General features: G+C 66.8%; 27 protein-coding genes. 13 read left to right on the forward strand and 14 right to left on the reverse strand.

Annotated elements, in window-relative coordinates; all coding sequences use genetic code 11:
- Window positions 1-33 precede the first annotated feature (33 nt).
- The 3 genes from IEW01_RS05160 to IEW01_RS05170 form a co-directional block, all read right to left on the reverse strand.
- Window positions 34-612 carry an HPF/RaiA family ribosome-associated protein gene (locus IEW01_RS05160; protein ID WP_188526505.1) on the reverse strand — a complete coding sequence of 193 codons (579 nt, stop codon included), beginning with the start codon at window positions 610-612 and terminating at the stop codon, window positions 34-36.
- Window positions 613-808: 196 nt separating this feature from the next.
- Window positions 809-3,553, reverse strand: coding sequence for a cation-translocating P-type ATPase (locus IEW01_RS05165; protein ID WP_188526506.1), 2,745 nt, complete (start codon window positions 3,551-3,553; stop codon window positions 809-811).
- Between the two features lie 171 nt (window positions 3,554-3,724).
- Window positions 3,725-4,204, reverse strand: a complete 480-nt coding sequence (locus IEW01_RS05170; protein WP_188526507.1) for a baeRF12 domain-containing protein — start codon at window positions 4,202-4,204, stop codon at window positions 3,725-3,727.
- Window positions 4,205-4,428: 224 nt separating this feature from the next.
- Here IEW01_RS05170 and IEW01_RS05175 point away from each other — a divergent pair, with 224 nt between their 5' ends.
- Entirely contained in the window at window positions 4,429-5,178 is a 750-nt protein-coding gene (locus tag IEW01_RS05175; RefSeq protein WP_188526508.1) for an SH3 domain-containing protein, read from the forward strand.
- Between the two features lie 36 nt (window positions 5,179-5,214).
- On the opposite strand, the gene IEW01_RS05180 is transcribed toward IEW01_RS05175, so the two are convergent.
- The 5 genes from IEW01_RS05180 to IEW01_RS05200 form a co-directional block, all read right to left on the reverse strand.
- Window positions 5,215-6,180 (reverse strand): hypothetical protein, encoded by a 966-nt coding sequence (locus IEW01_RS05180; protein WP_188526509.1) that lies wholly within the window; start codon window positions 6,178-6,180, stop codon window positions 5,215-5,217.
- A gap of 84 nt (window positions 6,181-6,264) precedes the next feature.
- Window positions 6,265-7,236: a response regulator gene (locus tag IEW01_RS05185; RefSeq protein ID WP_188526510.1), complete on the reverse strand. Its 972-nt coding sequence runs from the start codon at window positions 7,234-7,236 to the stop codon at window positions 6,265-6,267.
- Entirely contained in the window at window positions 7,233-8,552 is a 1,320-nt protein-coding gene (locus IEW01_RS05190; RefSeq protein WP_188526511.1) for a sensor histidine kinase, read from the reverse strand. Before IEW01_RS05190 ends, IEW01_RS05185 begins: the two co-directional genes overlap by 4 nt.
- A gap of 35 nt (window positions 8,553-8,587) precedes the next feature.
- On the reverse strand, window positions 8,588-9,037 hold the full coding sequence (locus IEW01_RS05195; RefSeq protein ID WP_229738078.1) for a putative pterin-binding protein: 450 nt from the start codon (window positions 9,035-9,037) through the stop codon (window positions 8,588-8,590).
- Window positions 9,038-9,183: 146 nt separating this feature from the next.
- Complete coding sequence (locus IEW01_RS05200) at window positions 9,184-9,669, reverse strand: OmpA family protein (protein WP_188526513.1); 486 nt, start codon at window positions 9,667-9,669, stop codon at window positions 9,184-9,186.
- Window positions 9,670-9,862: 193 nt separating this feature from the next.
- Between IEW01_RS05200 and IEW01_RS05205 the strand changes: the two genes are divergently transcribed.
- From IEW01_RS05205 to IEW01_RS05255, 11 genes are all read left to right on the forward strand, one after another.
- Entirely contained in the window at window positions 9,863-10,945 is a 1,083-nt protein-coding gene (locus tag IEW01_RS05205) for a hypothetical protein (RefSeq protein WP_188526514.1), read from the forward strand.
- 181 nt (window positions 10,946-11,126) lie between these two features.
- Window positions 11,127-11,738: an autoinducer binding domain-containing protein gene (locus tag IEW01_RS05210; protein WP_188526684.1), complete on the forward strand. Its 612-nt coding sequence runs from the start codon at window positions 11,127-11,129 to the stop codon at window positions 11,736-11,738.
- 95 nt (window positions 11,739-11,833) lie between these two features.
- Window positions 11,834-12,421 (forward strand): acyl-homoserine-lactone synthase, encoded by a 588-nt coding sequence (locus IEW01_RS05215; RefSeq protein ID WP_188526515.1) that lies wholly within the window; start codon window positions 11,834-11,836, stop codon window positions 12,419-12,421.
- Window positions 12,422-12,547: 126 nt separating this feature from the next.
- A complete protein-coding gene (locus IEW01_RS05220) occupies window positions 12,548-13,024 on the forward strand; it encodes a UPF0262 family protein (protein WP_188526516.1) in 477 nt (158 codons plus the stop codon).
- Between the two features lie 4 nt (window positions 13,025-13,028).
- Window positions 13,029-13,505, forward strand: a complete 477-nt coding sequence (locus IEW01_RS05225) for an arsenate-mycothiol transferase ArsC (protein ID WP_188526517.1) — start codon at window positions 13,029-13,031, stop codon at window positions 13,503-13,505.
- Window positions 13,506-13,509: 4 nt separating this feature from the next.
- The gene (locus IEW01_RS05230; protein ID WP_188526518.1) at window positions 13,510-13,899 is read left to right on the forward strand and encodes a ketosteroid isomerase-related protein; all 390 of its coding nucleotides are present in this window, start codon (window positions 13,510-13,512) and stop codon (window positions 13,897-13,899) included.
- Complete coding sequence (locus tag IEW01_RS05235) at window positions 13,896-14,486, forward strand: GNAT family N-acetyltransferase (protein WP_188526519.1); 591 nt, start codon at window positions 13,896-13,898, stop codon at window positions 14,484-14,486. The genes IEW01_RS05230 and IEW01_RS05235 overlap by 4 nt, the downstream gene beginning before the upstream one ends.
- Entirely contained in the window at window positions 14,483-15,364 is an 882-nt protein-coding gene (locus tag IEW01_RS05240) for a carbon-nitrogen hydrolase family protein (RefSeq protein ID WP_188526520.1), read from the forward strand. Before IEW01_RS05235 ends, IEW01_RS05240 begins: the two co-directional genes overlap by 4 nt.
- A 79-nt stretch (window positions 15,365-15,443) precedes the next feature.
- A complete protein-coding gene (gene infA, locus IEW01_RS05245) occupies window positions 15,444-15,662 on the forward strand; it encodes a translation initiation factor IF-1 (RefSeq protein ID WP_188526521.1) in 219 nt (72 codons plus the stop codon).
- Between the two features lies 1 nt (window position 15,663).
- Window positions 15,664-16,260, forward strand: a complete 597-nt coding sequence (locus IEW01_RS05250) for a Maf family protein (RefSeq protein WP_188526522.1) — start codon at window positions 15,664-15,666, stop codon at window positions 16,258-16,260.
- Window positions 16,257-17,297 (forward strand): ribonuclease E/G, encoded by a 1,041-nt coding sequence (locus IEW01_RS05255; RefSeq protein ID WP_188526523.1) that lies wholly within the window; start codon window positions 16,257-16,259, stop codon window positions 17,295-17,297. The genes IEW01_RS05250 and IEW01_RS05255 overlap by 4 nt, the downstream gene beginning before the upstream one ends.
- Window positions 17,298-17,373: 76 nt before the next feature.
- On the opposite strand, the gene IEW01_RS05260 is transcribed toward IEW01_RS05255, so the two are convergent.
- The 6 genes from IEW01_RS05260 to IEW01_RS05285 all read right to left on the reverse strand — a co-directional run bounded on the left by IEW01_RS05260 (window position 17,374) and on the right by IEW01_RS05285 (window position 22,050).
- On the reverse strand, window positions 17,374-18,000 hold the full coding sequence (locus tag IEW01_RS05260; RefSeq protein ID WP_188526524.1) for a methyltransferase domain-containing protein: 627 nt from the start codon (window positions 17,998-18,000) through the stop codon (window positions 17,374-17,376).
- Entirely contained in the window at window positions 17,997-18,692 is a 696-nt protein-coding gene (locus tag IEW01_RS05265) for a class I SAM-dependent methyltransferase (RefSeq protein WP_229738080.1), read from the reverse strand. The genes IEW01_RS05260 and IEW01_RS05265 overlap by 4 nt, the downstream gene beginning before the upstream one ends.
- Window positions 18,689-19,051, reverse strand: a complete 363-nt coding sequence (locus tag IEW01_RS05270; RefSeq protein WP_188526525.1) for a hypothetical protein — start codon at window positions 19,049-19,051, stop codon at window positions 18,689-18,691. The genes IEW01_RS05265 and IEW01_RS05270 overlap by 4 nt, the downstream gene beginning before the upstream one ends.
- 134 nt (window positions 19,052-19,185) lie before the next feature.
- The gene (locus IEW01_RS05275; RefSeq protein WP_188526526.1) at window positions 19,186-20,160 is read right to left on the reverse strand and encodes a UDP-glucuronic acid decarboxylase family protein; all 975 of its coding nucleotides are present in this window, start codon (window positions 20,158-20,160) and stop codon (window positions 19,186-19,188) included.
- Window positions 20,161-20,203: 43 nt separating this feature from the next.
- Window positions 20,204-20,974 (reverse strand): glycosyl transferase family 90, encoded by a 771-nt coding sequence (locus IEW01_RS05280; protein ID WP_188526527.1) that lies wholly within the window; start codon window positions 20,972-20,974, stop codon window positions 20,204-20,206.
- Between the two features lie 437 nt (window positions 20,975-21,411).
- A complete protein-coding gene (locus IEW01_RS05285; protein WP_188526528.1) occupies window positions 21,412-22,050 on the reverse strand; it encodes a TetR/AcrR family transcriptional regulator in 639 nt (212 codons plus the stop codon).
- A 101-nt stretch (window positions 22,051-22,151) separates the two neighbouring features.
- Between IEW01_RS05285 and IEW01_RS05290 the strand changes: the two genes are divergently transcribed.
- Window positions 22,152-24,611 (forward strand): GcvT family protein, encoded by a 2,460-nt coding sequence (locus IEW01_RS05290; RefSeq protein ID WP_188526529.1) that lies wholly within the window; start codon window positions 22,152-22,154, stop codon window positions 24,609-24,611.
- The last annotated feature ends 130 nt before the right edge of the window (window positions 24,612-24,741 follow it).

Raw genomic sequence — 24,741 nt, forward strand, 5'->3', positions numbered from 1 at the left:
GGCACGGCCGCGTGTTCCGCGGATGCGGGGTGGTCAGCCGTTCGGATCATACTTCATCGACCCGATCGGGCGCACGCTGCTGGCCTGCGGACCGATGGCGCTGTCATCGGTGTTCACGGCAAGCTCCACCGTGTCGCCCTGCTTGAGATCCTTGAAGCCGCCATCGGCCACGCTGTTCTCGTGGAAATAGATCAGCCGGTGGTCGGTCGCCATGATCTGGCCGAAGCCCTCGTCGTAACGGATTTCCACCACCTTGCCCTGCAACGGCCCGTCGATCTGCTTGACGTCGCCCTGCAGCTTGCGCGAGGCGCTCTTGAGATCGCGCTGCATCGCGTCGAAGGCGTCGCGGATCGCGACCTTGAGGTGCTCGCGCTCCGGCTGGTCATGCCGGTGGCGGTTCACCACCAGTTCCTTGCCGGGGATGCGCACCTCGATGGTGACCTCGTAGAGATCGCCCGTGCGCTGGCTCTGGTGCGGCGCCCGGATGTAGACATGGCAGCTCGTGATCCCGTCGTAGATCCCGTCCAGCTGATCCACCTTTTCGCGGACGAGGTCCTTGATTTCCTCGGTCGGCTCGACGTGTTGGAAGGAGAGTTCGAGCGGCGTTTCCATTTTTGGTTCCTTTCGCATCGGTTACCTGTCGGTGCCCGGCAGCGGGCGGCGCGAGCAGCCTGATTATCCGCAGGCGCCGGTCCGGCCCGTTGATGACAGACTATCACACTCCGGGCCGCAACCGTAATGACCGTGATCAACACGGGCCAGCCCCGCGACTACCCTGATCCACGGCCCGGGTCGTTTCAACCTCGGTTCACCGGCGGGCGCTGTCGGCCGGCACCGGGCGGGCGCTGTCATCTTCCGCCAGACCATGCGGCATCAGCCAGTCGGGGCCCATCGCCTGCAGCAGGATCTGCCCGCCAACCAGCGGCAGAAGGCTCATGCCCGCGGCGAGGATCAGCCCGGGCAGGCCCGGATCGGGGAGGCCCAGAAGATCCGAGAGGCCCGGCAGCCACAGTGCCGCCGCGATCAGGCCGAGGCAAAGCGCCAGCGCGCCCCAGACATAGGGGTTGCCCGTCACGTCGTTGCGAAACAGCCCGCTGGCGGGACTGCGCACGTTGAACACGTTCCACAACTGCGCCAGCGCCAGCGTCAGGAACGCCACGGTGACTGCCGGCGCCGCCGCCAGCTTCAGCCCGAACAGCGCGATGGCGAAGGCCGCGAGCGTGGCCAGCGTGATCGCCGCGCCAAGGAACCCGATCAGCAACCACCGCGGCCGGTTCAGGATCGACTCAGCCGGATCGCGCGGTGGCTGCGTCATCACCTCCTCGTCGCCCTTGCCGAGACCGAGCGCGAAAGCCGGGAACACGTCGGTCACCAGGTTGAGGAACAGGATCTGCAGCGGCAGCAGCGGCGACGGCAAACCGGCCCCGACGGCAAGCCCCACCACCAGCAATTCACTGACATTGCACGACATCAGGTAGATGACGAACTTGCGGATATTGTCGAAGATCACCCGCCCCTGCCGCATCGCCGCGATGATGGTCGCGAAGGCATCGTCCTTCAGCACCATGTGCGCCGCCTCGCGTGCGACCTGCGTGCCCCGCTCTCCCATCGCGATGCCGATATCGGCTTTCTTCAGCGCCGGCGCGTCGTTCACTCCGTCGCCGGTCATCGCGACGACGTGCCCGGCCTGCTGGTAGAGCGCCACGAGGTTCAGCTTGGTCGCGGGCGCGACGCGGGCGAAGACATCGGCGGCAAGCAAGCGGTCGCGCGTGGCCTGATCGGCGGTTTCGGCGTCGACCTCCAAAAGCTCGTGGCCTTCGATCACCGTCAGCGCCCCGTATCCAAGCCCCGCTTCCCGGGCGATAGTCGCGGCGGTGTCGGCGTGGTCACCGGTCAGCATCACCACCCGCACGCCGGCCCGGCGGCTGGCGCGGATCGCCTCCGTCACATCTTCGCGCAGCGGATCCTGCAGGCAGACCAGCCCCACGAGCGTCAGCCCGCGATAGGGTTCTGCATCGGAGGTTTCGGCCCGCTTCATCGCGAGCGCCAGCAGGCGAAGCCCCTCGCCGGCGGCTGTTGCATTGCGTTCCACCCAGACGGCGCGACCCTCGTTGTCGAGCGCGCGCGGCCCGTCGGGGCCCAACTCCGCCTCGCAGGCCGCGATCACCGCCTCGGGCGCGCCCTTGACGGCGAAGACATAGCCGTCCTCGTCGGCATGGACCGTTGCCATCATCTTCAGATCCGGGTCGAACGGGTGCTCGCCAACCTGTTCGCACGGATCGACAAGCGCCTCGCGCCCGCGCCCCGCGTCGCGCGCGGCGGCGAGCAGCGCGATCTCCATCGGGTCGCCCGCCCGCCCGTCTTTCCCCTCGCCCAGCGAGGCGTTGTTGCACAGCGCCCCGATCCGCAGTGCCCACCCAAGGCGCGCATCGTCCTCGGGCGAAAGCCGCGCGCCGTCGGCCTCGAAGCGCAGGCCCTCGTCCTCGGGCTCGGCCTCGACATCCTGACCGGCGATCAGGTAGCGCACCGCCGTCATCCGGTTCTCGGTGAGCGTGCCGGTCTTGTCGGTCAGGATGATCGTGGTCGCCCCCAGCGTCTCGACCGAGGAGAGCCGCGTGATCAGCGCGTTGCGCCGCGCCATCCGCCACATCCCGCGCGCGAGGCTGAGCGTGGCCACCACCGGCAGGCCCTCGGGCACGGCGGCGACGGCGAGTGCGATCCCGGTCTGGATCATCTCCGCCAGTTCATGGCCGCGCAGAATTCCGAGACCGACCGTCAGCGCGGCGAGCACGAGCGTCAACCAGACCAACCGGTGGCCCAGCCGGTCGAGCCGCCGCTCCAGGGGCGGGGCCTCGCCCCTGGCGCCCTGGGCAAGGTCGCTGATGTGGCCGATCTCGGTTTCCATGCCGGTGGCCACGACGATACCTTCGCCCGTGCCCTGCGTGATGGCGGCGCCCTTGAACGCCATGCCCGACCGGTCGCCGATCACCGCCTCGGGCGCGGTGGCATCGGTGGCCTTGGCGACGGGCACGGATTCGCCGGTCAGCACGGATTCGTCGCTGTGCAGGTTGGCGGCCTCGGCAAGGCGCAGATCGGCGGTGACCACGTCGCCCGCTTCCAGGATCACCACGTCACCGGGAACAAGCTCCCGCGCGTCGACGTGTGTCTCGGCGCCGTCACGACGCACCCGCGTGCGGATCTCGGCGATGCTCTGCAGCGCCTCCATCGACCGCGCGGCGCGCAGCTCGGTGAAAAACCCGATCGCGCCGTTGATCGCCAGCACAACGGCGATCGCGATACCTTCGGCCAGGTCGCCCAAGGCGAAAGACATCGCCGCCGCGGCGGCGAGCAGCCAGACGATGAAACCATCGAACTGGTGCAGCAGGATTCGCAGGGCGCTCTTTTTCTCGTGCTTGCGCAGGCGGTTCGGGCCGTATCGCTGTTGGCGCAGGCGCACCGCCTTCGTGCCGAGCCCCGTTTTCGGGTCGGTATCGAGGGCCTTCGCGACCTCCTCGACGGATCGCGTATGCGCTTTCTCTACGGGTCTTGCCACTCCGCTCTCCCCAACGCGCACCGCCCGGATGCTCGACCGTGTCGCCAAGCCCCGCGCCAAGGCACTTGGGCGCACTGGTGCGGGATATGCCTCATGCCGCCGAGGCCACAGCCGGGCGCGATACGCTCACGCGCCGCGCGCCCGCGCCCGATCCGTTTCGGGCGGGTTCAGTCAAGTATCCTTCAGGACGTCCGCCATTTTCGGCAGCGTCAGGTTGGTCAGATCCTTGTCGACCTCGGCCATGAGAACGTCCTTCAGCCCGTCGCCATAGGCGTTGCGGAGAACCCCGAGCGTTCGCGGGTCGGCAACGACGACGAGGCGTTCGAAACGCCCCTCACCGGCCCAGGCGACAAGGCGTTCGGCCAGATCCTCGGCGAATCGGCCCTCGGCCACGCGATGCCAGTCGGTTTCCTCCATCGCGCTTTGCGGCCCTCTGGCCTCGGTGACCGTGCCGCCGGTCTTGCCCGGGATGCCGCCCTGATCCGGCATCCGCCCCGGTCGATCCGACGCAAGGTCGCGCGCCGGCGGGTTCTCGGTTTCGCGCTTCGAGATCTTGCGCAGAACGGGGTAATCCGCATCGCCCTCGTTGCGTAGCAGAAGGAATTTCTCGCCATCCGCCACGACGACCCAAGTGTCATGATTGATCTTCATGTCATCCTCCTTTTCGAGGCCAATGGAACGCCTTTTTCACTGTTTTCACAAGGGCTATTCGGGTAAATCCGACGCCGCCTTCGGCGCGCCTCGGTCGCGTTGTCCGCGCGCAGCCCCGCGCGCACCCCGGAGAAGGGCCGGGAGCGATTTGACCCGCAACCGGCCTGTGTCTAGGCTGTTTCCCGATCCCGTAATCACCACGCCCGAGATGCAAGAGAGGTATCATGCGTCGCACAGTCCACCTTTTTCTTGCCGGCCTTGCCCTGATGTTTCCCACGACGGGAACGGCGCAGATGGACGGGCACGGGCCGGATGCCTGGCAGGTGATCGGGGTGGCCCCCGATGACGTGCTGAACGCGCGGTCGGGGCCGGGCACCGATCACATCGTGATCGGCACCTTCCCGCCCGATGCCACTGGCCTGCAGATGGTGACCTGTGTGCCCTATTTCACCATGGCGCAGTTCCAGGCGTTGACCGAGGATCAGCGCGCCCGGCTGCCGGCGCGCTGGTGCCTTGTGCACAGCCGCGATGGTGACACCTCCGGCTGGGTCGCTGGCCGCTATCTTGCCGAGGACACCTCGCAGGCCATGGACTCACCCGATCCGCTGATCGACGAAGCCATCGCGCTCGTGCGGCGCCTCTATGCCTCGGCGCAGATCACCCAGGGCGTTGCCCTGTCGCCGTTGCACCCCTCTGCGGCGCGCGAATTCTTTTTTGCCGATGTGGTCCGGGAACTGGCCGAGGGCTATGGTGCCGACCCGCTTTTCGGGGCGCAGGATGCGCAGATCACCGGGCTCGACATACGCCCCGCGCCGGGCGAGGCGATGTTTCGCGGGATGATCACGGTGCATGTGGATTTCCGCAATTTCGGGCAGCCGCAAAGGGCGGTTGTCCGGCTGCGGGTCGATCCCTCGCTCGATCCCCCGGCGCCGCGCATCATGCGGATCGAGCATGAGGCGTGGGCCTTCCCCTGAGCGGACGGCGCGTGGCCGCCCGCCCGGGACGCCGTTCTATTGCGCGCCGGACGCACCGGGCGTGGCGGCCGTGGCCCGGTCCTTGATCTTGCGGAACTTGCCCGACATCGTTTCCAGCCGGTCTTCCCACTCCGGGTTTGGCGTCTGCCCCTCGATCGCGCGGAAATAGGCTTGCAACAGGCAGGCCACGGCCAGCGGTTCGAGCAGGGCCTGCTTGATCGACCACGCGAGGATGATCGCGATCACCACGCCCATCGCCGACATGCCGCCGGGGTAGAGGTTGCTGATCAGGGCCGCGGGCGCCAGCATCACCAGAAACAGGATCGCCATGAGGCCGTAGACGAACAGCGTGATCCAGGCCGCGTTCTTCAGCATCGGCTTGTAGTTCTGGGCGTAGAGCACCAGCCCGGTGCGGGCGGATCCCCACGGGTCGGTGGCGCGGGTCCGCATGCCATAGGCGAGGATGACCTCGTCGATGAAGCCGACCGCGACGCTCAGGAAGGCGCGCAGGATGGTGATGAGCTGGCGCATACCCGGCACCGGCAACAGCGTGAAGACGCCGCGGATCAGCCCGGTGACGGCCCGCAGCACGCCCTTGATCAACTGGTCGAGCGCGAACAGCACGCTGGCCTCGCCGAAGCGCTCGCGGACCATCGCCTGTGCATGGCCGATCTGGCTGCGGCCGTCGGGCATCGGGCGGTTGTCGATCAGTTCGACCATCACCGCGATATGGCCGGCCTTGACCATGTAGAGGATGTATTCGCGCAGCCAGTACATCACGATGGCGACGATTGCGAACCCGGTGAGGCCCCCGAAGAACGTGGCCGAGGCGCGGAACCCCTCGTCACCGAGCGCGCCGATGCCCCAGCCGATCCCGGCGCCGGTGCCGGTGACCAGCACCCAGGCAAGCGCCGCGCCGAAATAGACAGCCATGCGCAACAGCACGAAAGGCATTGTTTGCATCATCAGCGCGATACCGCGCCGGAAAGAGAAATCCCACATCTGTTCGTCCTTGAAAAAACGCCTCGCCGCGAAGATACCAGCCTAGCCCGCCCGGCGCACCGTTCGTTTGAGGGGGGCGGCAAATCACCCCGTCTCGCGCAGCGGCAACGACAACAGCAGCGCGACCAGTTCGGCCTGCCGGTTGGTGCCGGTCTTGCCGAACACATTGCGCAGGTGAAAGGCGATCGTGGTGCCGGCCACGCCCATCTTTCGGGCCACATCCTCGGGCCGCAGGCCGGCGGCCAGATGGCGCGCCACCCGGGCCTCGGTCGGGGTGAGGCCGAAGAGATCGCGCAAGGCTTGCGGCGACAAGGGCTCGCGCCGCGCCAGATCGGTGACGAAGACGAGAACCGCAGCATCCGCCCCGAGCGCGGGATCGGCGGGGCAGGCGTGCACCTGCGCCACGCAATGGCCGGTGTCGTCCACCGCCAGCGACAGGCTGTCTTCCTGCCCGGCGCGCGCCTTTTCGGCCAGTTGGCGCACCGCGCCCTGCAGGGCCGGGCTGGCGTATGCGCCGTTTTCGGCATCGTCCAGCCCCAGCATCCGGCGCGCGGCGGGATTGGCCTGCGTCAGCCGTCCTGTCGCGTCATGGGCCAGCACCCCGACCGACAAGGCTTCAAACAGGTGCTGCCCGATCTGCGCCGCGGGTGCGGCGGCTTTGCGGGCCTGCGCCGTTTGGCGCAAGCGCGCCTCGATCGTGGAGAGCAGCAGATCGTAGTTGATCGGCTTGGTCAGGTAATCGTCGGCGCCCGCGCGCTTGCCGGCGACGATCGCGTCGGTCATCGACAGCGCGGTGAGAAAGATCAGCGGCACATGCGCCAGGTGCGGATAATCGCGCCGGAACGCGGCCAGAACGCCGAAGCCGTCGACCCCCGGCATCATGATGTCGCACAACAAGAGATCGGGCGTGCAGCTTTCCAGCTGGGTCAGAAGCTCGGTCCCGCCCGCCGCCGCCGCCACGCGATAGCCCGCCTCGCGCAGCTCGTCGCAGATGTCGCGCAGAAGCTGGGGTTCGTCTTCGCAACACAGGATCAGGGGGGGCGCGGGCGGGCTCATGGCCGGCCCTCCGACGCGGCGGGCAGCCATAGCGTGAAGACCGATCCGCGCCCCGGCCAGGTGTCCATGCCGATGCGCCCGCCTTGCAACTCGGCCAGTTCCCGCGCCAGCGCAAGGCCGAGCCCGGTGCCTTGCTCGGCCCGGTGCGCCTCGCCGCGGAAGTAGCGTTTGAACACGTGCGGCTGATCGGCGGGGGCGATGCCCGGTCCCTGGTCGGTCACCGCGCAGGCCACCTGCCCGCCCTGGCTGAACACCCGCAGCTCCACCCGGGTTTCAACCGGGCTGTAGCGCAGCGCATTGGCGAGGAGGTTTTCGAGGATATGCGCGACCAGGAGCGGATCGCACAGCGCCATGATCCGGCTGCCCGTCGAAGACAGCCGGATGTCGCGGCCCGGATGAAGGCCGCGCGCCTCGGTCAGCGCGGATTGCGCCAGTGCGTCCAGCGCGGCAGGGGCCAGGTTGCCGCGCACCTGCCTGTTGTCGAGCTTGCCGACCAGCAGCACCGTTTCCACCAGCCGCGTCATCCGGCGCACCGCGTCCTGCACGACGCCCTGACGTTCGGCCACGTCCGAGGCGGTGACCGCATCGCCCCTGCGCGCGAGCCGGTGCATGGCGCTGTCGATCAGGCTCAGCGGCGTGCGCATCTGGTGTGAAACCATGGCGGCGAAATCGCGATACATCTCGGAGGTGTCGCGCGCCTCCTGTAACAGCGCCGAGTCGCGCCGGCGCTGGATCTCGGCTTCGTTCAGGCGGCGCTTGTTGCGCAGGAACAGCCAGCTGATCCCCATCGCGCCCAGGAAGGCGAATGCCACCGCGAAGATCACCGTGGTTTGCGTGCTGCGGTAGGTGTCGAGCCGCTCGGCGGCGATTTCCCATTCCTGCATCATCACGTCATTGGCCAGCCGGTTGAACTGCGACTGAAGCGCCAGCCCCTGCTCGTAGATCGCGGCGTGCTGTGCCGGGCCATGCCCCTGCACCTCGGGATCGAGCGCCAGAATGCGCGTGGTGATCTGCTGCAAGGTGTCGGCATGGCCAAGTTCGGCCAAGTATCTTTGTTGCGGGCCTTGGCCCAGCAGGGTGAGGCGCGAGACAGCCAGATCGAAACTCTGCGCGATCTCCTCCGCCTGCCGATCGGGCGCGGCGGCCGCGAGGGTCAGGGCCATCACTTCCTTCTGGGTCTGGGTGACGACCCAGAGCATGTTTTCCGTCACCGCGATGCGCATGTCGCGTTCGAGCGCCGAGGTCTTGGCCAGCGCGAACGCCAGCGGCCCGAAGCAGATCAGCAGCAGCGGCAGGTAGGGCAGAAAAAGCGCCAACCCGTGCCGGGGCCGCGATGATCCGTCCGCCCGGCTCATTTCACATGAAGCGACACAAGCTGCCAGACCCACCGCATGTCGTAGCGGATATCCTGCAACTCGCGGTGGTCGTCGCGCGGATAAACGATCCAGACCGGCCCCTTGTCGCGCGGGCTGAGCTGTGCGCCATCCATCGTCAAGGCGCCAAGAACGTCGTAGTCTTCAAAATCCGAAACCGGGATCTCGGCGCGGTAATCGTTGAGTGCCAGGGCGACCACGCTGTCGCCCTCGGCGCCGAGGTGTTCGAGAAGGTCGCGCATCAGGAACCCCTCGAATTCCGGCCTGCCGTCGGTGACGGTGGTCGCGGTGATCAGGCTGCGCTGCGGCAGTGCTTCGAGATCGGCGCGGGTCAGTTCCACCGGCGCTTCGGCAACCCGTCCGGTCACCGTCAGAAGCACCTCCCCCGCCTCGCCGGCAGCGGCGCTCGCGGCCGAAATGGCTGCCATCGCTGCAAAGATGTTCACACGCATGTCGATCCTGGCTGTCTGTTCTTGTGACTGGTTCACGGGCCCACAGGAAAACAGGTTCCGGCATGGATGTATAGAACCGGCCGCGACCAAGCGCCGCGGGCGGGGAGACGGTCAGGCAGCCCCTACTCGATCACTTCGACCAGCTCGACGAAGCGGTTGAGGGCGAGGCCGGCTCGCCTACCGTTGGTCGTGTCTGGCGACAATGCGCCAGCCCAGGCCGGGCGCAGGCGCCGCGGGTCGATGCCATGCCGGCCGGTCAGGCACGCCACCACCGACCAAGCGCGGTCGGCAGAGAGGCGCCGGTTGTCGTCGAGGCTGCCCGCGCCATCGCTGTTACCGACCACAATGAGCGAAAGCTCCGGCCGGCTGTTCATCAGCCTGGCGATCGTGGCCAGCGCCGGCCCGGATTGGGGCAGGATCTCATCCCGGTCGGCTTCGAACCGGATCGCATCCACCACGACGCGGCCGTCGTCGATCAACCCGTTCGCGAGGTCTTCCACATCCTGGGTGACGAGGTCGACCGGGGCTGTGTCCGCGTCAGGCGCTGGCTGAGGGCTGAACATGTGACGTGCCTCCGTTTCATCGAGTTCGACGGCCTTGCCCATCATCCGCCTGGCATTGAAGCCATCACGGCGCGGCGCTTGAACCAGCTCCGCAGGTGTGGCGACGGCCGCAACAGGTTAGGCGCGGGTGGCGGTTGGCGCCCCGTTCGAACGGAGGGGGCGGGAGCGGGAAAGCGCGGGTAAAAGCAGCTTTCACCCCTGTCGCGCCACCGAGTTCAACAAGCCGAAAAGGACAGCCATGCCCTCCGTTCTCCATTACCTCCTCGCCATCCTGGTATTTTTCGGTCTGCCCAGCACCGGCGCCGCGCAAACCGGGCAGATCACCGGCAACCTCGAAGGCGCGGCGCTGAATTTCGAGGTGTCGAACGGGATTGGCGGTATGCCGGGGGTGTATTTCGATCCCTATGACGATCCCGACTATTCCGGCGTGAGCGTGATCTTCAGCGCCCTCGAGGACAGCGGCGAGGCGATCAGCGGCGTGATGGCCTTCGTGGATTTCGAGACCGAAGGCGCGCTCGACCTCGGCGAGATGACCTCCGAGAACGTGGCGGACGCCGTGGTGATGATCGTTGACGAATGGCAAAGCGGCGCTGTGAACCCGAAAACGATCTGGATGGCCGAGGCTGACCGGTTCGAGAGCCTCGAGATCACGCGGCTGGAGCTTTCCGGCGATACCGGTGCGATCGCCGGGCGGATCGCCAGCCAGCGTTTCTGCCTGCATGACATGTCGGGCGGTGATCCGGTCGCCATCCGTCGCGATGGCGCGATGATCTGCAAGCCCGGCGCGGTGGACTTCGCCGTTGCGTCCGATGGCGCCACCGCCGCGCCACCCCGCCAACCGATCGCCTACGAGGTTCTGGGCCGGATCACCGGCACGGTGGGTCTCGAAAGCCACGAGTGGATCACCATCCTGCCCGAAGGCGGCGAGGCCACCGCCACGCTGCAGCCATCCGGAACCGGGCTCGACATCCTGCGCCTGCAGGGTCACTCCCCCAGCAGCGCCGATTTTCTGCGCGAGGACGTTCTGTCGATCACCGTCGTGGGGGATGTCGCCACCGGCAGCGTTCCCTCCGAAGGCACGGTTCCGGTGGAACTGGCGTTTTTCCCCGGCGAGCCGGGCGTGCTCTACACCTCGCAAGAGGGCGAGGGGGGCGTAACCGCCAGCATGCGCCAGCTATACCTAGACGGCGATCGCGGTGAAGCGGCGATGTATCTCGATGGCCGGATCTGCCGCGTCGAGGATTTCGAGCCGGTGCCGGGTGACTGCAGGAGCTTCGAGGCCGAAGTGCGAACCGAGGTGATACGCGCCCGAACCGATTAGGGTGTTGCGGCGCGGGGGGGGGAATCGGGGATGCGCCCATCCTGCCCCGAAGGAGCGCGAATTAACCTTTGGACGATCTGTTGCCATTGGAGCAACAGATCGTCGCGCCTCGGGAGATTAATTCCGGAGAATGGGCAATTTGGGGTTGTGCACCTCAATCGAGCGTCCTTACCTGAGGTTCATGGGGCGGAATCAAAACATAGACGACTTGCTCGTTGAACTGGGCGACCAGGCACCCTCAGGGTACTATCTTGCCTTGCATGTCAGGTTCGCCGCGCCGCTCATGATGTTTCAAACCTACGATCCGCGTTGGATCGACCATTACACCCAGAATGCCTATGCCCTGCGCGACCCGATCGTCGCCTGGGGTATCTCGCGGACCGGGGCCACCCGTTGGAGCGACATCGATCTGCCCGACCCTTTCGGCATCATGCAAGAGGCGCGCCAATACGGGCTGGTCTATGGTGTCTGCGTCTCCTGCGGGCCGATGACCTCACGCACGATCGCGTCTGCGGCGCGCAGCGACCGGGAATTCAGCGAGGAAGAGATCGCGACGATTTCTGGTATCATCCTGCACCTGCATCACGAAACCGAACCCCCCGACAACCTCACGCCCGCCGAGATCGAGGCGTTGCAGGTCGTTGCCTCGGGGGAGCGCTATGCCGCCGGTGCGGCGCGGCTCGGAATTTCCGAGTCCGCGCTCAAGGCCCGGCTGGCATCGGCGCGCAAGAAGCTATTCGCCCGCACCTCTGCCGAAGCCATTCAACGCGCGAAGGACTACCGGTTGCTCTGAGCCTGTATGATACCGGTCAGGCCGTTCGATGCCACGCGGGGCCCAGGTCGGGGGCGGCGGATAGCTGCTGTTCAACCCTGACTTGGAGAAAGACCATGCAAACGACGACACTTTCCTTCGCCAATCTGCACAACCATGGCGAGCTTTTTGTTAACCTGCTTCGCGCTAGACGGCAGAGCTTCATCGTCCAGAACAACTGGGATCTGCCCGAGGCGATGGGGATGGAGTTCGATCAATACGACACCCCCGCGAGCCGCTGGGTGGCGGTGCACGATTTCGGGCGGGTCTATGCCGGTATCCGGCTGACCCCCACGACCGCGCGGGTGGGGATCTACACCTACATGATCCGCGACGCCCAGCGCGGCTTGCTGGATTCGATCCCCTCCGATCTGCTCTACGAAGAAGCGCCGGTGGCCGAGAACGTGTGGGAAAGCTCGCGCGTGTTCGTGGCGCACGACACGCCGCAGAAGCTGCGCCGGGTGGTGCACCTGCACCTCATCGAGGAGATGACCAAGACGGCCCGCGATCTCGGGGCCACCCGCGTGCTCGGCCTGATCCCGGCGAACTGGCCGCGCTGGGCGCGCCGCCGGGGGCTCGACGCCGAAGCCGCCGGGCCGGTGATGCATATCGACGGAATCGACAACCAGGTGGTGTCGATCAGCCTCGCCGACAAGATGCACTGAGGCAGAGACCTGCCCCGGCGACGCGCCGGGGCAGGTTTGCATTCTCGCGGCCCGCCATGGCCGCGATTGTGCACGCGGGGCGCATGCGTTACCCCTTTCGGCAAGACCAGAGCCGGAACGAACCCCATGAACAGCATCGCCAAGATCGAGATCGACGATACCGGCCTCGCCGCGCCCACGCCCGAGATCGAGCAGGAGCGCAAGGTGGCGGTGTTCGATCTTCTGGAACAGAACAGCTTTGCCCCGGTGCCGCGCGGCGATGTTGCGCCGCCCGATGGCCCCTATGCCCTGCATCTCTCGATCCGCGACAAGCGCCTCGTTTTCGATGTCGAAACCGAGAGCGGTGAGAAGGCCGGCGAGTTCCACCTTTCGCTCGGGCCGTTCCGGCAAGTGGTGAAAGACTATTTCCAGATCTGCGAGAGCTATTTCGACGCGGTGAAAAAGCTGCCCCCGGCCCAGATCGAAACCATCGACATGGCCCGGCGCGGCATCCACAACGAGGGCGCGCGGGTGTTGCAGGAGCGGCTCGAGGGCAAGGCCGAGGTCGATACCGATACAGCGCGCCGCCTGTTCACCCTCATCTGCGTGTTGCACTGGGGTTGACGCGGTGGGTGCCACGCTCCCCCAGTCGGTGCTGTTTTGCTGCGATCACAACGCGGTGCGCTCGCCGATGGCCGAGGGCATGATGAAAAAGTTCTACGGCGAGCGGGTTTACGTGCAGTCGGCCGGGGTGAAGAGCGAGATGGAAGTGGATGGTTTTTCGGTTTCGGTCTGCGGCGAGATCGGCGTGCCGCTGCACCAGCACAAGGTGCGCTCGTTCGACGAGATGCAGCAATGGGGCGACGATCTTTCCGCCTATGACCTGATCGTGGCGCTCAGCCCGGCCAGCCAGCGCCGGGTTCTGGAACTGACCCGCTACCACCACCTCGAGGTGGAATACTGGCCGGTGCTCGACCCGACCGGCCTCGGCACCAAGCGCGAAGACAAGCTCTCGGCCTACCGCCAGGCGCGCGACCAGATCCGCGACCGGATGATCGCCCGTTTCGGCCCGCCCCTGCCTGATGCCGACTACGAAGGAGACTGACGCGATGAACCGAGACGTGATCGCCCGCTATTTCGATGCCTTCAACCGGGGCGACATCGAGGCCATGCTGGCCGAGCTGTCCGACGATGTGGCCCACCACGTCAACGAGGGCGAGGTGCGCCGGGGCAAGGCGCTGTTCCGCGAGTTCTGCGATCACATGGCGCGCTGCTACCGAGAGGAACTGAAGGATCTCGTGATCTTCACCGAAGGCGATCGGGCGGCGGCGGAATACATGGTGCATGGCAGCTACCTTGCCTCCGACGCGGGCCTGCCCGAGGCGCGCGGGCAGGATTACGTTCTCCCGGCGGGCTCGTTCTTCACCCTCGACGGCGGCAAGATCGCGCGGGTGACCACCTATTACAATCTCGCCCACTGGCTGAGGCAGGTCTCGTGATCAAGGTCCGCCCGCTCACCGGCGACGATCTCGCCCGCGTTCTGCCCGATGTGGCGCGGCTGCGCATCGAGGTGTTCCGGGCCTGGCCCTATCTCTACGAGGGCGATCTGGCCTACGAGGAACGCTACCTGCAAAGCTACCGCGAGTCCGAACAGGCGATCGTGGTCGGCGCCTTCGACGGTGCGCGCCTCGTGGGGGCCGCCACCGGCACGCCGATGGAAGACCATGTCGAGGATTTCGCCCGCGCATTCGAGGATACCGGCTACCCGGTCGACGAAATCTTCTACTGCGCCGAATCGGTCCTGCTGCCCGCCTACCGGGGGCAGGGGGTTGGCCATGCCTTCTTCGACCAGCGCGAGGCCCATGCCCGCGCCCTCGGGCGGCGCTTCGCGGCCTTCTGTGGCGTGGTGCGGCCGAACGATCATCCCGACCGCCCCGAGGGCTACGTGCCACTCGATGGGTTCTGGCGACGGCGCGGCTACCGGCCGCTCGCCGGCGCGCTCGCCGAGTTCTCGTGGAAAGACATCGGCGAGGCGGAACAAACCGCCAAACCCATGCAATTCTGGATAAGAAAGCTGGAGCCATGAAACTCGCCGCCGCCTGCTACCCGATCGACTGGATGGAGGGTTTCGACTGCTACGCCGACAAGCTCGCCGCGTGGGTGGGCGAGGCGGCGGGGCAGGGGGCCGATCTGCTCGTCTTCCCCGAATACGGCGCGATGGAACTGGCCGCCTTCGCCGGGCGCGAGGTGGCGGGCGATACGCAAGCTTCCATGCGCGCGGTGAGCGATGCCCTGCCGCGCGCCTGGGATCTGCACGCCGAGCTTGCCGCGCGCCACGGCGTGCACATTCTCGCCGCCTCCGGTCCTTTCTTCGCGGGTGAACACGCGGTGAACCGGGCGATGTTCTTCACCCCCGACGGCAGGCGCCAGCCGCATGACAAGCAGATCATGACCCGCTGGGAACGCGATCCGATGGACGTGCGTCCCGGCGATCCGCTGGTGGTGATGGACACCGCGCTGGGCCGGATCGGCGTGCTGATCTGCTACGACGCCGAGTTTCCGCTGCTTGGCCGGGCGCTGGTGGAGGCGGGGGCCGAAATCATCCTCGTGCCCTCCGCCACAGAGGCGCTGGAGGGCTTCAGCCGGGTGCGCGTGGGCGCGATGGCGCGCGCGCTCGAGGGGCAATGCGTGGTGGCTCATGCGCCCACGCAAGGTGCCGCGCCGTGGAACCCGGTGGTGGATGAAAATGCCGGTGCCGCAAGCATCTACGGCCCACCCGACCGGGGCTTCCCCGCCACCGGCATTCTCGCCGAGGGGGCGATGAATGCGCCGGGCTGGACCATCGCCGAGGTCGACCTCGCGCTGGTCCGCGCCGCCCGCGCCGATGGCAATGTGCTCACCATGGCGCATTGGCGCGAACAGGCTGCCCGCGCCGAATCCGTCCAAACCGTGGTGCTTGCGTGATTAGAGCTTGAAAAACGGGGTCAATGGGGCCATTTAATGCGCGCCCACAGCTTGGTGGGCGATCAATAACGGAGTGACCATGGCCAAGGAAGAACTGCTCGAATTTCCCGGTGTCGTGAAGGAACTCCTGCCGAACGCGACGTTCCGGGTCGAGCTGGAAAACGGCCATGAGATCATCGCGCACACGGCAGGCAAGATGCGCAAGAACCGCATCCGTGTTCTGGCTGGCGACAAGGTTCAGGTGGAAATGACGCCTTACGACCTGACGAAGGGTCGTATCAATTTCCGCTTCAAGTGACGTGGGTGAAGCCCGCTCACCAAAACTGATTCTCGGTTCCGGCTCGCCTCGGCGGGCCGAACTGCTTTCAACGCTGGGGATAACGCCCCACGCGGTGCGCCCCCCCGAGATCGACGAAACCCCGGTAAAGGGCGAAACCCCGCTGCACTACTGCCGCCGCATCGCGTCTGAAAAGGCCGCGGCGATGCAGGTGGGCGCGGACGAGGTGGTGCTCTGTGCCGATACCACCGTGGCGCTTGGCCGGGGCATTCTTGGCAAACCCGCCGATGAGCGCGAAGCCGCTGCCTTCCTGCGCGGGCTTTCGGGGCGGCGCCACCGGGTTATCACCTCTGTGGTGGTGCGCAACGCGGGCGGGAGTTTCGCCCGCGACGTGGTCACCAACGTGAAGATGAAGCGGCTCAGCGATGCCGAGCTTGCCGCCTATCTCGCCTCGGGCGACTGGCGTGGCAAGGCGGGGGCTTACGCGATCCAGGGCCCGGCCGGGGCGTTCATCCCGTGGATCCAGGGCAGCTATACCGCGGTGATGGGCCTGCCCGTCGCCGAAACCGCCGCGCTGCTCGTGGCGGCGGGCTACCCCGTGCACGAGGGCTGGGCATGAAAGGCAGCGTGATCGCGCTCGACGAGATCGCCGGCCGCAAGGCCGCGGCGCGGCTTGTCGATGGCCAGCTCGACGATTTCCTGGTCGATCCCGCCCCGGAAGATCCCAGCGCCCGCCCCGGCGCGATCTACCGCGCGATCTGCGACCGGCCGATGAAAGGGCAGGGGGGGATGTTCGTCCGCCTGCCGGAGGGCTCCGGCTTCCTGCGCCAGGCGAAAGGGTTGAAACCCGGCCAGCCGCTGCTCGCGCAGGTGACCGGCTGGGCGGAACCGGGCAAGGCGGTGCCGCTGACGGCCAAGGTCCTGTTCAAGTCGCGCTATGCGATCGTCACCCCCGGTGCGCCCGGCATCAACCTGTCGCGCCGGATTCATGACGAGGAGGCGCGGGTGCGGCTGCTCGAGATCGCGCACGAGGCGATGGGCGAAGCGGGCGATACCGGGCTCATCCTGCGCTCCGAGGCCGCCGGGGGCGATGACGCGGCGGTGGCGGAGGATGTTGCCGCGATGCGCGATCTCGCCCGCGCCGTGCTCGAGGATGCCGAGGGGCGCGAGCCCGAACTGCTCGTCGACGGGCCCGATGCCCACCTTCTCGCCTGGCGCGACTGGGCCGTGCCCGACCACCTTGACGATGCGCCGGGCAGCTTCGCCCGGCACGGCATTGATGAGATGATTGCGATATTGCGCAACACCTATGCCCCCCTTTCAGGGGGCGCATTTGCCCATATCGAACAAACGCGCGCGCTCATTGCCGTCGACGTGAACACCGGGGGCGACACTTCCCCCGCCGCCGGGCTGAAGGCCAATATCGCGCTTGCCCGCGCCTTGCCGCGGCTGTTGCGCTGCAAGGGGCTTGGCGGCCAGATCACGCTCGATCTCGCGCCGATGCCGAAGAAGGACCGGCCCGCTTTCGAGCAGACGATCCGGGCCGCCTTCCGTGCCGACCCGATCGAAACCGTGCTCGCGGGCTGGACGCCGCTGGGGCATTACGAGTTGCAACGCCAGCGTGCGCGCCGCCCCCTGGCTGAAATGCTGCCCTGAGCGGCACGCGGGCGGGGGTCGGTGCTGCGTTCAGCGGACCGGACCCCGGCGTCATCCTGCTGACCGGGTGCCTTCTCTATTCGGCCCTCGGGGTGCCTGCATGCGCATCACGCCTTTCGAACACGGCCATCTGGCTGGCGCCCCCGAGCTCGGGGTGGCGGCCGGCGATGTCTTCGAAGCCCACATCGTAACCCGCTGCCTCGGCCACGCGCCGGCACCAGCGTTGGAACCTTGCCCGGTCCCACTCGAAGCGGTGGCCGGGGTGGCGCATCCGGTTCGGCGGCACGCCGAGCAGCGGGTTGAACTCGGCATTCGGAGTTGTGATCACAACCGTGCCCGGCCGCATCGACCGAAACAGCGCCCGCTCCAGCTGCGACAGCCGGTCGGGGTCTATATGCTCGATCGTTTCGACGAGGATGGCGCAATCGAACCCGGCCAGATCGGGTGCCGGCTCGGTCATCGAGGCTTCGCGCAATTCGATACGCGGCCCGCGCTCGTCGAGCGCCTTCAACCTCGTTTTGAGCCGCTCAAGCGAGACGGGGCAGATATCGACGCCCACCAGCGCGTCGAGACCGGGCTCGACCGCGAGCCGCACGAACAGATCGCCATCGCCGCAGCCGAGATCGACCAGCCGCGTCGCCCCGCAGGCCCGCACAACGCGCTGCACCGCTTGCAGCCGTTCCTCGTGCAGCCAGCTGGTCACGGAGTCGCCCCGGCATCCGGCCGCTGCATCAGCACCACGTCTTTCACCGGCACCACGCAAGACCAGCCCCAGGCCGCGGCGAGATGACGGAACGTGGCTTCGCGGTAGAACACGACGTGGGTCGGGTCCTTGCGGTAATGCCAGCCGGCGAACCGGGCGTCTTCCGTCTGGAAGCAGGTCATCAACGCCAGCCAGCCGCCGGGCCGCACCAGGCCGCGCAGGAGATCGAACTCGCCTGCCGGATCGTGGAAATGCTCCACCACTTCGGTGCAGGTGACGAAATCGTAAAGCCCGCCGAGCGCGGTGGGATCGGGCGCGAAGAACTGGTCATACAGCGCCATTTCGTGCCCCGCCTCGCGCAGCATCGCTGCCAGCGCCGGGCCGGGGCCGCAGCCGTAATCGAGCCCCGTCGAGCGGGGCTGGAGCCGGTCGAGCAGGGGATTGGCCAGCTTCGACAGGAAGCGGCGGTAGCGGTGATCGCCCGCGTCGTTCTCGTGGTGCAGGTAATGCGCGTATTCCGCCTCTCGCGCCGGGTGCTGTGCGGGGTCGAGGAACCTTGCCTCGCACGCCGGGCAGCGGAAGTAGTCGCTTTCCTCGATTGACAGGAAGTGCTCCGCCCGCGCGGCGCAGACCGGGCAGGCGCGGAATGCGGCGCTGGCCATGGGCGGCATGTCCGGGCTTGCGGCGGTCATCCCGCCTCCGCCCGCGCGCAGGCTATGCCCACCCGGTCGAGGAAGCGCTGGACCGTGATCTTGTCTGACCACAGGCCGAAGACGCCGCCGGGCTTCAGTTGGCGCTTCAGCACCCGGAAACCACCGACGCAGTTGAACCTAGCGCTGCGGTCGTCGAGCGGGTGGTCGGGGGGATGGTTGTTATCGAGCGTTTCGCCCTCGCAGGCATCGGCGCCAAGCAAACCGGGGACCACGTTGAACATGGTGAAAGGGCTGGTCATGCGAAATTCCCGAACCGCGCCAAGGCGAGGATCGCGGCGCCGGCTCAGCGCGCCGATCGGTTTGGGGCAGCAATCGAGTTCCGCGAGAAATTCGCTCATGTCATTGGCCGTCTTCGACGGCGCGGCCGCCTTTCTGCCAAGGGTTTCCAGAGGGCCCTTATCGCCCCGATCGCGCGCAAACTCAATCAGGCTCAGCCGCGCCCGCCGATCCCCGCCCCGGATGGCCCGACCGATCAGGCGGTGCGCCTGCGCGAAACCAGGATCTCGCGGTAATGGGCGATGGTGCGCGCCAGCCCCTCTTCCAGCCCGACCGCCGGCGTCCAGCCGAGTGTTGCGATTGCCCGGCCGATGTCGGGGCGGCGCTGTCTCGGGTCGTCTTGCGGCAGATCGCGGTATTCCAGCACCGACCGCGACCCCGTCAACGCGATCACGCGCTCGGCCAGTTCGCGGATCGAAAACGCGGTGGGATTGCCGAGGTTGATCGGCCCGGCCTCCTCGGGCCCGGTTTCCATCAGCCGCAGCAGGCCGTCCACCATGTCGTCGATGTAGCAGAAGGCGCGCGTCTGGTTGCCGTCGCCGTAGATCGTGATCGGATCGCCCAAGAGCGCCTGCACGATGAAGTTGGAAACCACGCGCCCATCGTCGGGAGCCATGCGCGGGCCGTAGGTGTTGAAGATCCGCGCCACCTTGATCTCCAGCCCATGCTGCCGGCGATAGTCGAAAAACAGCGATTCCGCGCAGCGTTTGCCCTCGTCGTAACAGGCGCGCGGCCCCACCGGGTTCACGTTGCCCCAATAGGTCTCGGGTCGCGGGTCGACCGTGGGATCGCCGTAAACCTCGCTGGTCGAGGCCTGCAGCACCTTGCAGCCGTGGCGCTTGGCAAGGCCCAGAACATTGAGCGAGCCGAGCACCGAGGTCTTGGTCGTCTCAATCGGGTCGCGCTGGTAGTGTGGCGGAGACGCCGGGCTGGCGAGATTGAAGATCTCGTCCACCTCGATGAAGAGCGGATCGCAGATATCGTGGCGCAGGAAGGTGAAGCGCGGGTGGCCGGCCAGATGCGCGAAGTTGCTCTCGGACCCGGTGAGAAGGTTGTCGACGCAGGTCACCTCGTGGCCCAGCTCGATCAGCCGGTCGACGAGGTGCGAGCCGATGAAGCCGGCGCCCCCGGTCACGAGAACCCGTTTTTTTCTGTCTTTACGTCGGTCCATGGCCGGTCCCACTCCCTCGTGGCCTGTGGTCGTGATCGCGGGTTCAGGCCCAGTTGTCTTCGATGATCCGCGCGGCGGCGCGGGTTTCGGTCTCGAATGTCATCGCCCGGGCGAAAGCCTGCCCGGCGGCGGCGATCTCGCGGGCCTCGCGGTCGTGGCTGCGGACCCAATCGACCTTCTCGGCGAGGTCCGACATGTCGGCCTTCACCGGCACGTAGGTTTCGAAGGGCACGAGCTTGTCGTAATACCATTGGCGATAGCCATGCTGGCTTTCCACCTTGAGCACGCAGCAGCCCAGCTTGAGCCTCTGCATCAGGTTCGACCAGGCATTGGTGAACCCGTCGATGTCGATCGCATACTTGTCGCCCGCCCAGTCCTGCCAGGGACGGCTCGGGGCGATCAGCCCCGCCGCCTCGCATTGTGCCTGCTGACGTTGTATCGGCCCGGCAACGAAACGGGCATCGACCCCGTCGATATCGCGCGCCTTCATCGCGAGGCGCACTCGTTGCATCACCCAGGGTTTGTCGATGTGCTCCGGATCCAGCGAGAACAGCCCGATATTGTTGCTCTGCCCTCGCCAGTAGATCGTATCGCCACGCTCGTCCCAGGCCGGGGCCTCAGCCGCGATCTGTTCGGCTTCCGCGTAACCGCGATCGCGGAAAAAATGCTGGTCGGGCACGAGCACCTTGCCGGCAAAGCAGGTCGAGTAGGTGAAGCGGGCAAAGCCCGGCCATTCCCCGTCCGACAGGTCACAACTTATCCGCTCCACCGACGGGTCGGTCTGCGAGAACCAGTAGAGATAGGGGGGCGACATATTGATATGCAGAGATCTTTTCGCGCGGAAAAACTTGTCGTTGTAAAGATATGTGATCCCACCCTTTTCTCTCAAAAGGTGGATTTCCCACTCGGTCTTGACCTCGTCGGACATGGCATATCGCGTCTGCGGCGCTGCGACGCCGGCCTCCTCGAAGCGAGTCGCATGGCGGGCGCGCATCATCGCGTCGCGCTTTTTGCCCCGCCCCCCACGTCTCTCGGCGTCTTTCGCCACCTGCCACCAAACCACGCGCGCAACGATCCCATCCGGCATTTCCCAAGTTAACCGTGATCCGCGTGCGCCGGCAGCCGCACGCCGTCGATCACCACCATTCCCGCGGCCGATCCTAGCCTGCCCGGGCTTTGGCTGCACGGTCTTTTCGCCCGGTCTCGCGCGCTCCGACGTGTGCCCCATCGTCCGTGGCAATCGGTGACGATTCAGCCGTGAGCGGCGAAATGATCGGGGAACATGGCGGCGAGGTAGGTGAAAACGCGGCGGGCCGCATCCTCGCGGCGAAACTTCACCGGATACATCAGCATGTTGAGCCAGAAACCGTCGAACAGGCTTTCCAGCGTATGCGATACGCCTTCGGGATCGACCCCCTCATATCCGCCCTCGGCGATGATTTCGCGGCAAAGATCGGCGCTGATCTCCTGGCGCTCGATGTCGATATGGGACGACCCCAGGCGATAGGACTTGCGGTAGGCCGCTTCGCCGAAGAAGGCGAACCATACCGCCAGCTTCTTGCGGCTGCAGACGCGCGGGTGGAACTGGGCATCGACCATGGCGCGCAGTTTGTCGGCGGCGGTCAGGTCCGGGCGGTCCAGCGCCTTCATCCAGAGCGCGCGGTGCTCCTCGGCGAGGGCGTTCAGGGTTTCCGCCAGCAGGGCATCCTTGCTCTTGAAGTGAAAGTTGGCCAGCCCGAGCGAAAGGCCGGCCTCGCGCGTCACCGCGATGAGCGTGGTGCCCGATATCCCGTATTTGCTGACGCAGGTGATCGTGGCGTCAATCAGCTGTTTGCGCCGCACCTCGGGCGGGGCGGTGCGTGGTCTCGCCTTGCTTTTCGTGCGTTCCATGCGATCCATCCATTGAACGACTGTTCAATCAATCGCTTGATTTCGCGCCCCGGTCAATCCTAGGCTTCCGGCGAGTTTCCGAATCCAGAGCGAGCCGTGACATGAGCAAAACCCTCCCCACCCAGGCCCAGGCCGTGATCATCGGCGGCGGCTCGATCGGCTGCAACCTCGCCTATCACCTCACCAAGCTCGGCATGAGCGACGTGATCGTGCTCGAGCGCGACAAGCTGACCTCGGGCACCACCTGGCATGCCGCCGGCGAGATCGTGCCCGCCATCCTCGGCAGCGAATGGGAATGCGAGCTCTACACCTATGGCCGCAACCTGATCGCCGGGCTGGAGGCCGAAACCGGGCAGGCCACGGGGTTCCGCCAGCCCGGCTACATCCAGCCCGCCGATACCCCCGAACGCCTCGAAGAGATGCGCCGGGGCGCGGCCTTCATGAACCGCTTCGGCATCGAGGTGCACGAGATCTCCCCGGCAGAGGCCGCCGAGCGGTTTCCTATCGGCGATTTCTCGAACACGCTCGCGGCCTTCTGGTATCCGCTTGAAGGCCGCACCAACCCGGTCGACACCACCATGGCGCTGGCAAAGGGCGCCCGCTCGCGCGGTGCCCGGATCTTCGAGGAGACCAGCGCCGAGGAGATTCTCACCCGCAATGGCCGCGCCGTCGGCGTGCGCACCAGCCGGGGCGACATCGCCGCCGAACACGTTGTGATCGCCGCCGGCATGTGGTCGCGCGAGATCGGCGCGCGCGCCGGGGTGAACCTGCCGTTGCAGGCGGCTGAGCATTACTACCTGATCACCGAGCCGCTCGAGGGCATCACCCGCGATCTTCCGCTGCTCGAAGATCCGCATTCCTGGGCCTATTTCCGCGAGGAAACCGGCGGCCTGCTGATCGGCTTGTTCGAGCCCAACGCCGCGCCCTGGCATATCGACACGATCCCCCCAGATTTCTCCTTCGGCGAGATCGACCCGGACTGGGACAGGGTCACCCCGCATCTCGAAACCGCCTTCAAGCGGGTGCCCGCCGCCGCCAACGCCGGCCTGCGCAAGCTGTTCTGCGGCCCCGAGAGCTTCACCCCAGACCTCGCACCGCTGGTGGGCGAGGCGCCCGCCTTGCAAAACTGCTGGGTGGCGGCGGGGCTCAACTCGCTGGGTATCCTGAACGGCCCCGGCATCGGCATGGCGCTGGCGCACTGGATCGTCGACGGGCGCTGCCCGGTCGATCACACCGGCTTCAACGCCGACCGCTTCGCCGATGGCAGCCACAACACCCCCGCCTTTCGCCGGGCCAGAACGCCGGAACTGCTGGCCAAGAGCTTCGGGGCGCATTTCCCGAACGAAAGCTTCAAGACCGCGCGCGGCCTCAAGCAATCGGTGCTGCATGACCGGCTGAAGGCGGCGGGCGCCTGTTTCAGTGAAAGCCACGGCTGGGAACAGCCTGACTGGTTCGCGCCCACGCCGCAGCAGGCGAGGATCGAGGCCTATAGCTGGGGCCGCCAGAACTGGTGGGACTGGCACGCCGAAGAGCACCGCGCCGCGCGCGAAGACGCGATCGTGATGGATATGTCTTCGATGGCGAAATTCCTCGTCGAGGGCCGCGACGCCTGCGCGCTGCTGAACCGGCTGAGCTGCAACGAGATCGACGTGGCACCCGGCCGGGTGGTCTATACCGCCTGGGTCAACGAGGCGGGCGGGTTCGAGGCGGACCTGACCGTCACCCGGCTGGAAGACCGCAAGTTCCTCGTGGTGGTGGGTGAAAACAGCCACGGTCACACCGAAACATGGATGCGCCGCCATACCGGCCCCGACGCGTGCGTCACGATCACCGACGTGACCCCCGGCATCACCCAGATCAACCTGCATGGCCCCAGGGCGCGGGAGGTGCTGGGCAAGGTGAGCGAGGCGGATCTGTCGAACGAGGCGTTCCCGTTCATGTCGGCCCGTCACATCGACGTGGGATTCTTCGAGGTTCTGGCCCTGCGCGTGACCTACGTGGGCGAGCTTGGCTGGGAACTGCACGTGCCCGCGATTCACGCGGTGCAGGTCTACGACCTGCTGATAGAGGCCGGGCGCGACCACGGCATCCGCAACGCGGGAATGCAGACGCTCGCCTCGCTGCGACTGGAAAAGGCCTACCGCGACTTCGGCGTCGACGTCGACAACACCGACAACCCGATCGAGGCGGGGCTCGGCTTCGCGGTGAAACTCGACAAACCCGGCGGCTTCATCGGCCGCGACGCGCTGGCCGCGATCAAGGCCGCAGGGGTGCCGAACAAGCGCATGCTGCAATTCCTGCTCGACGATCCGGTGCCGCTGCTCCACGGCAATGAACTGATCTACCTGAATGGCCGCGAGGTCGGCCATATCCAGGTTGGTGCTTATGGCCACACGCTGGGCGGGGCTGTCGGGATCGGTTTCGCCGATGCCGGCGCGCCCCTGACCGCCGCCATCGTCGAGGCCGGGCACTGGGAGATCGGCGTGGCGGGCGTGCGCGTCAAGGCGACGGCCGCGCTCAAGCCGTTGCTCGACCCGGCGATGGCGCGAATCCGGGGTTGAGCACGGGGGGCGCGGGCGGCCCGTCGCGGCGCCCTTTCGCGGCCTTGGTGGTGGCGCCTGACGCGCAATCGGGATCGCTGCGCGCCGCTCTGCGAGTTTCAACGAAATGAAATAAAAGCACAGCGAGATT

The organism is Sinisalibacter lacisalsi, assembly GCF_014640115.1.
Taxonomy (GTDB): Bacteria; Pseudomonadota; Alphaproteobacteria; order Rhodobacterales; family Rhodobacteraceae; genus Sinisalibacter; species Sinisalibacter lacisalsi.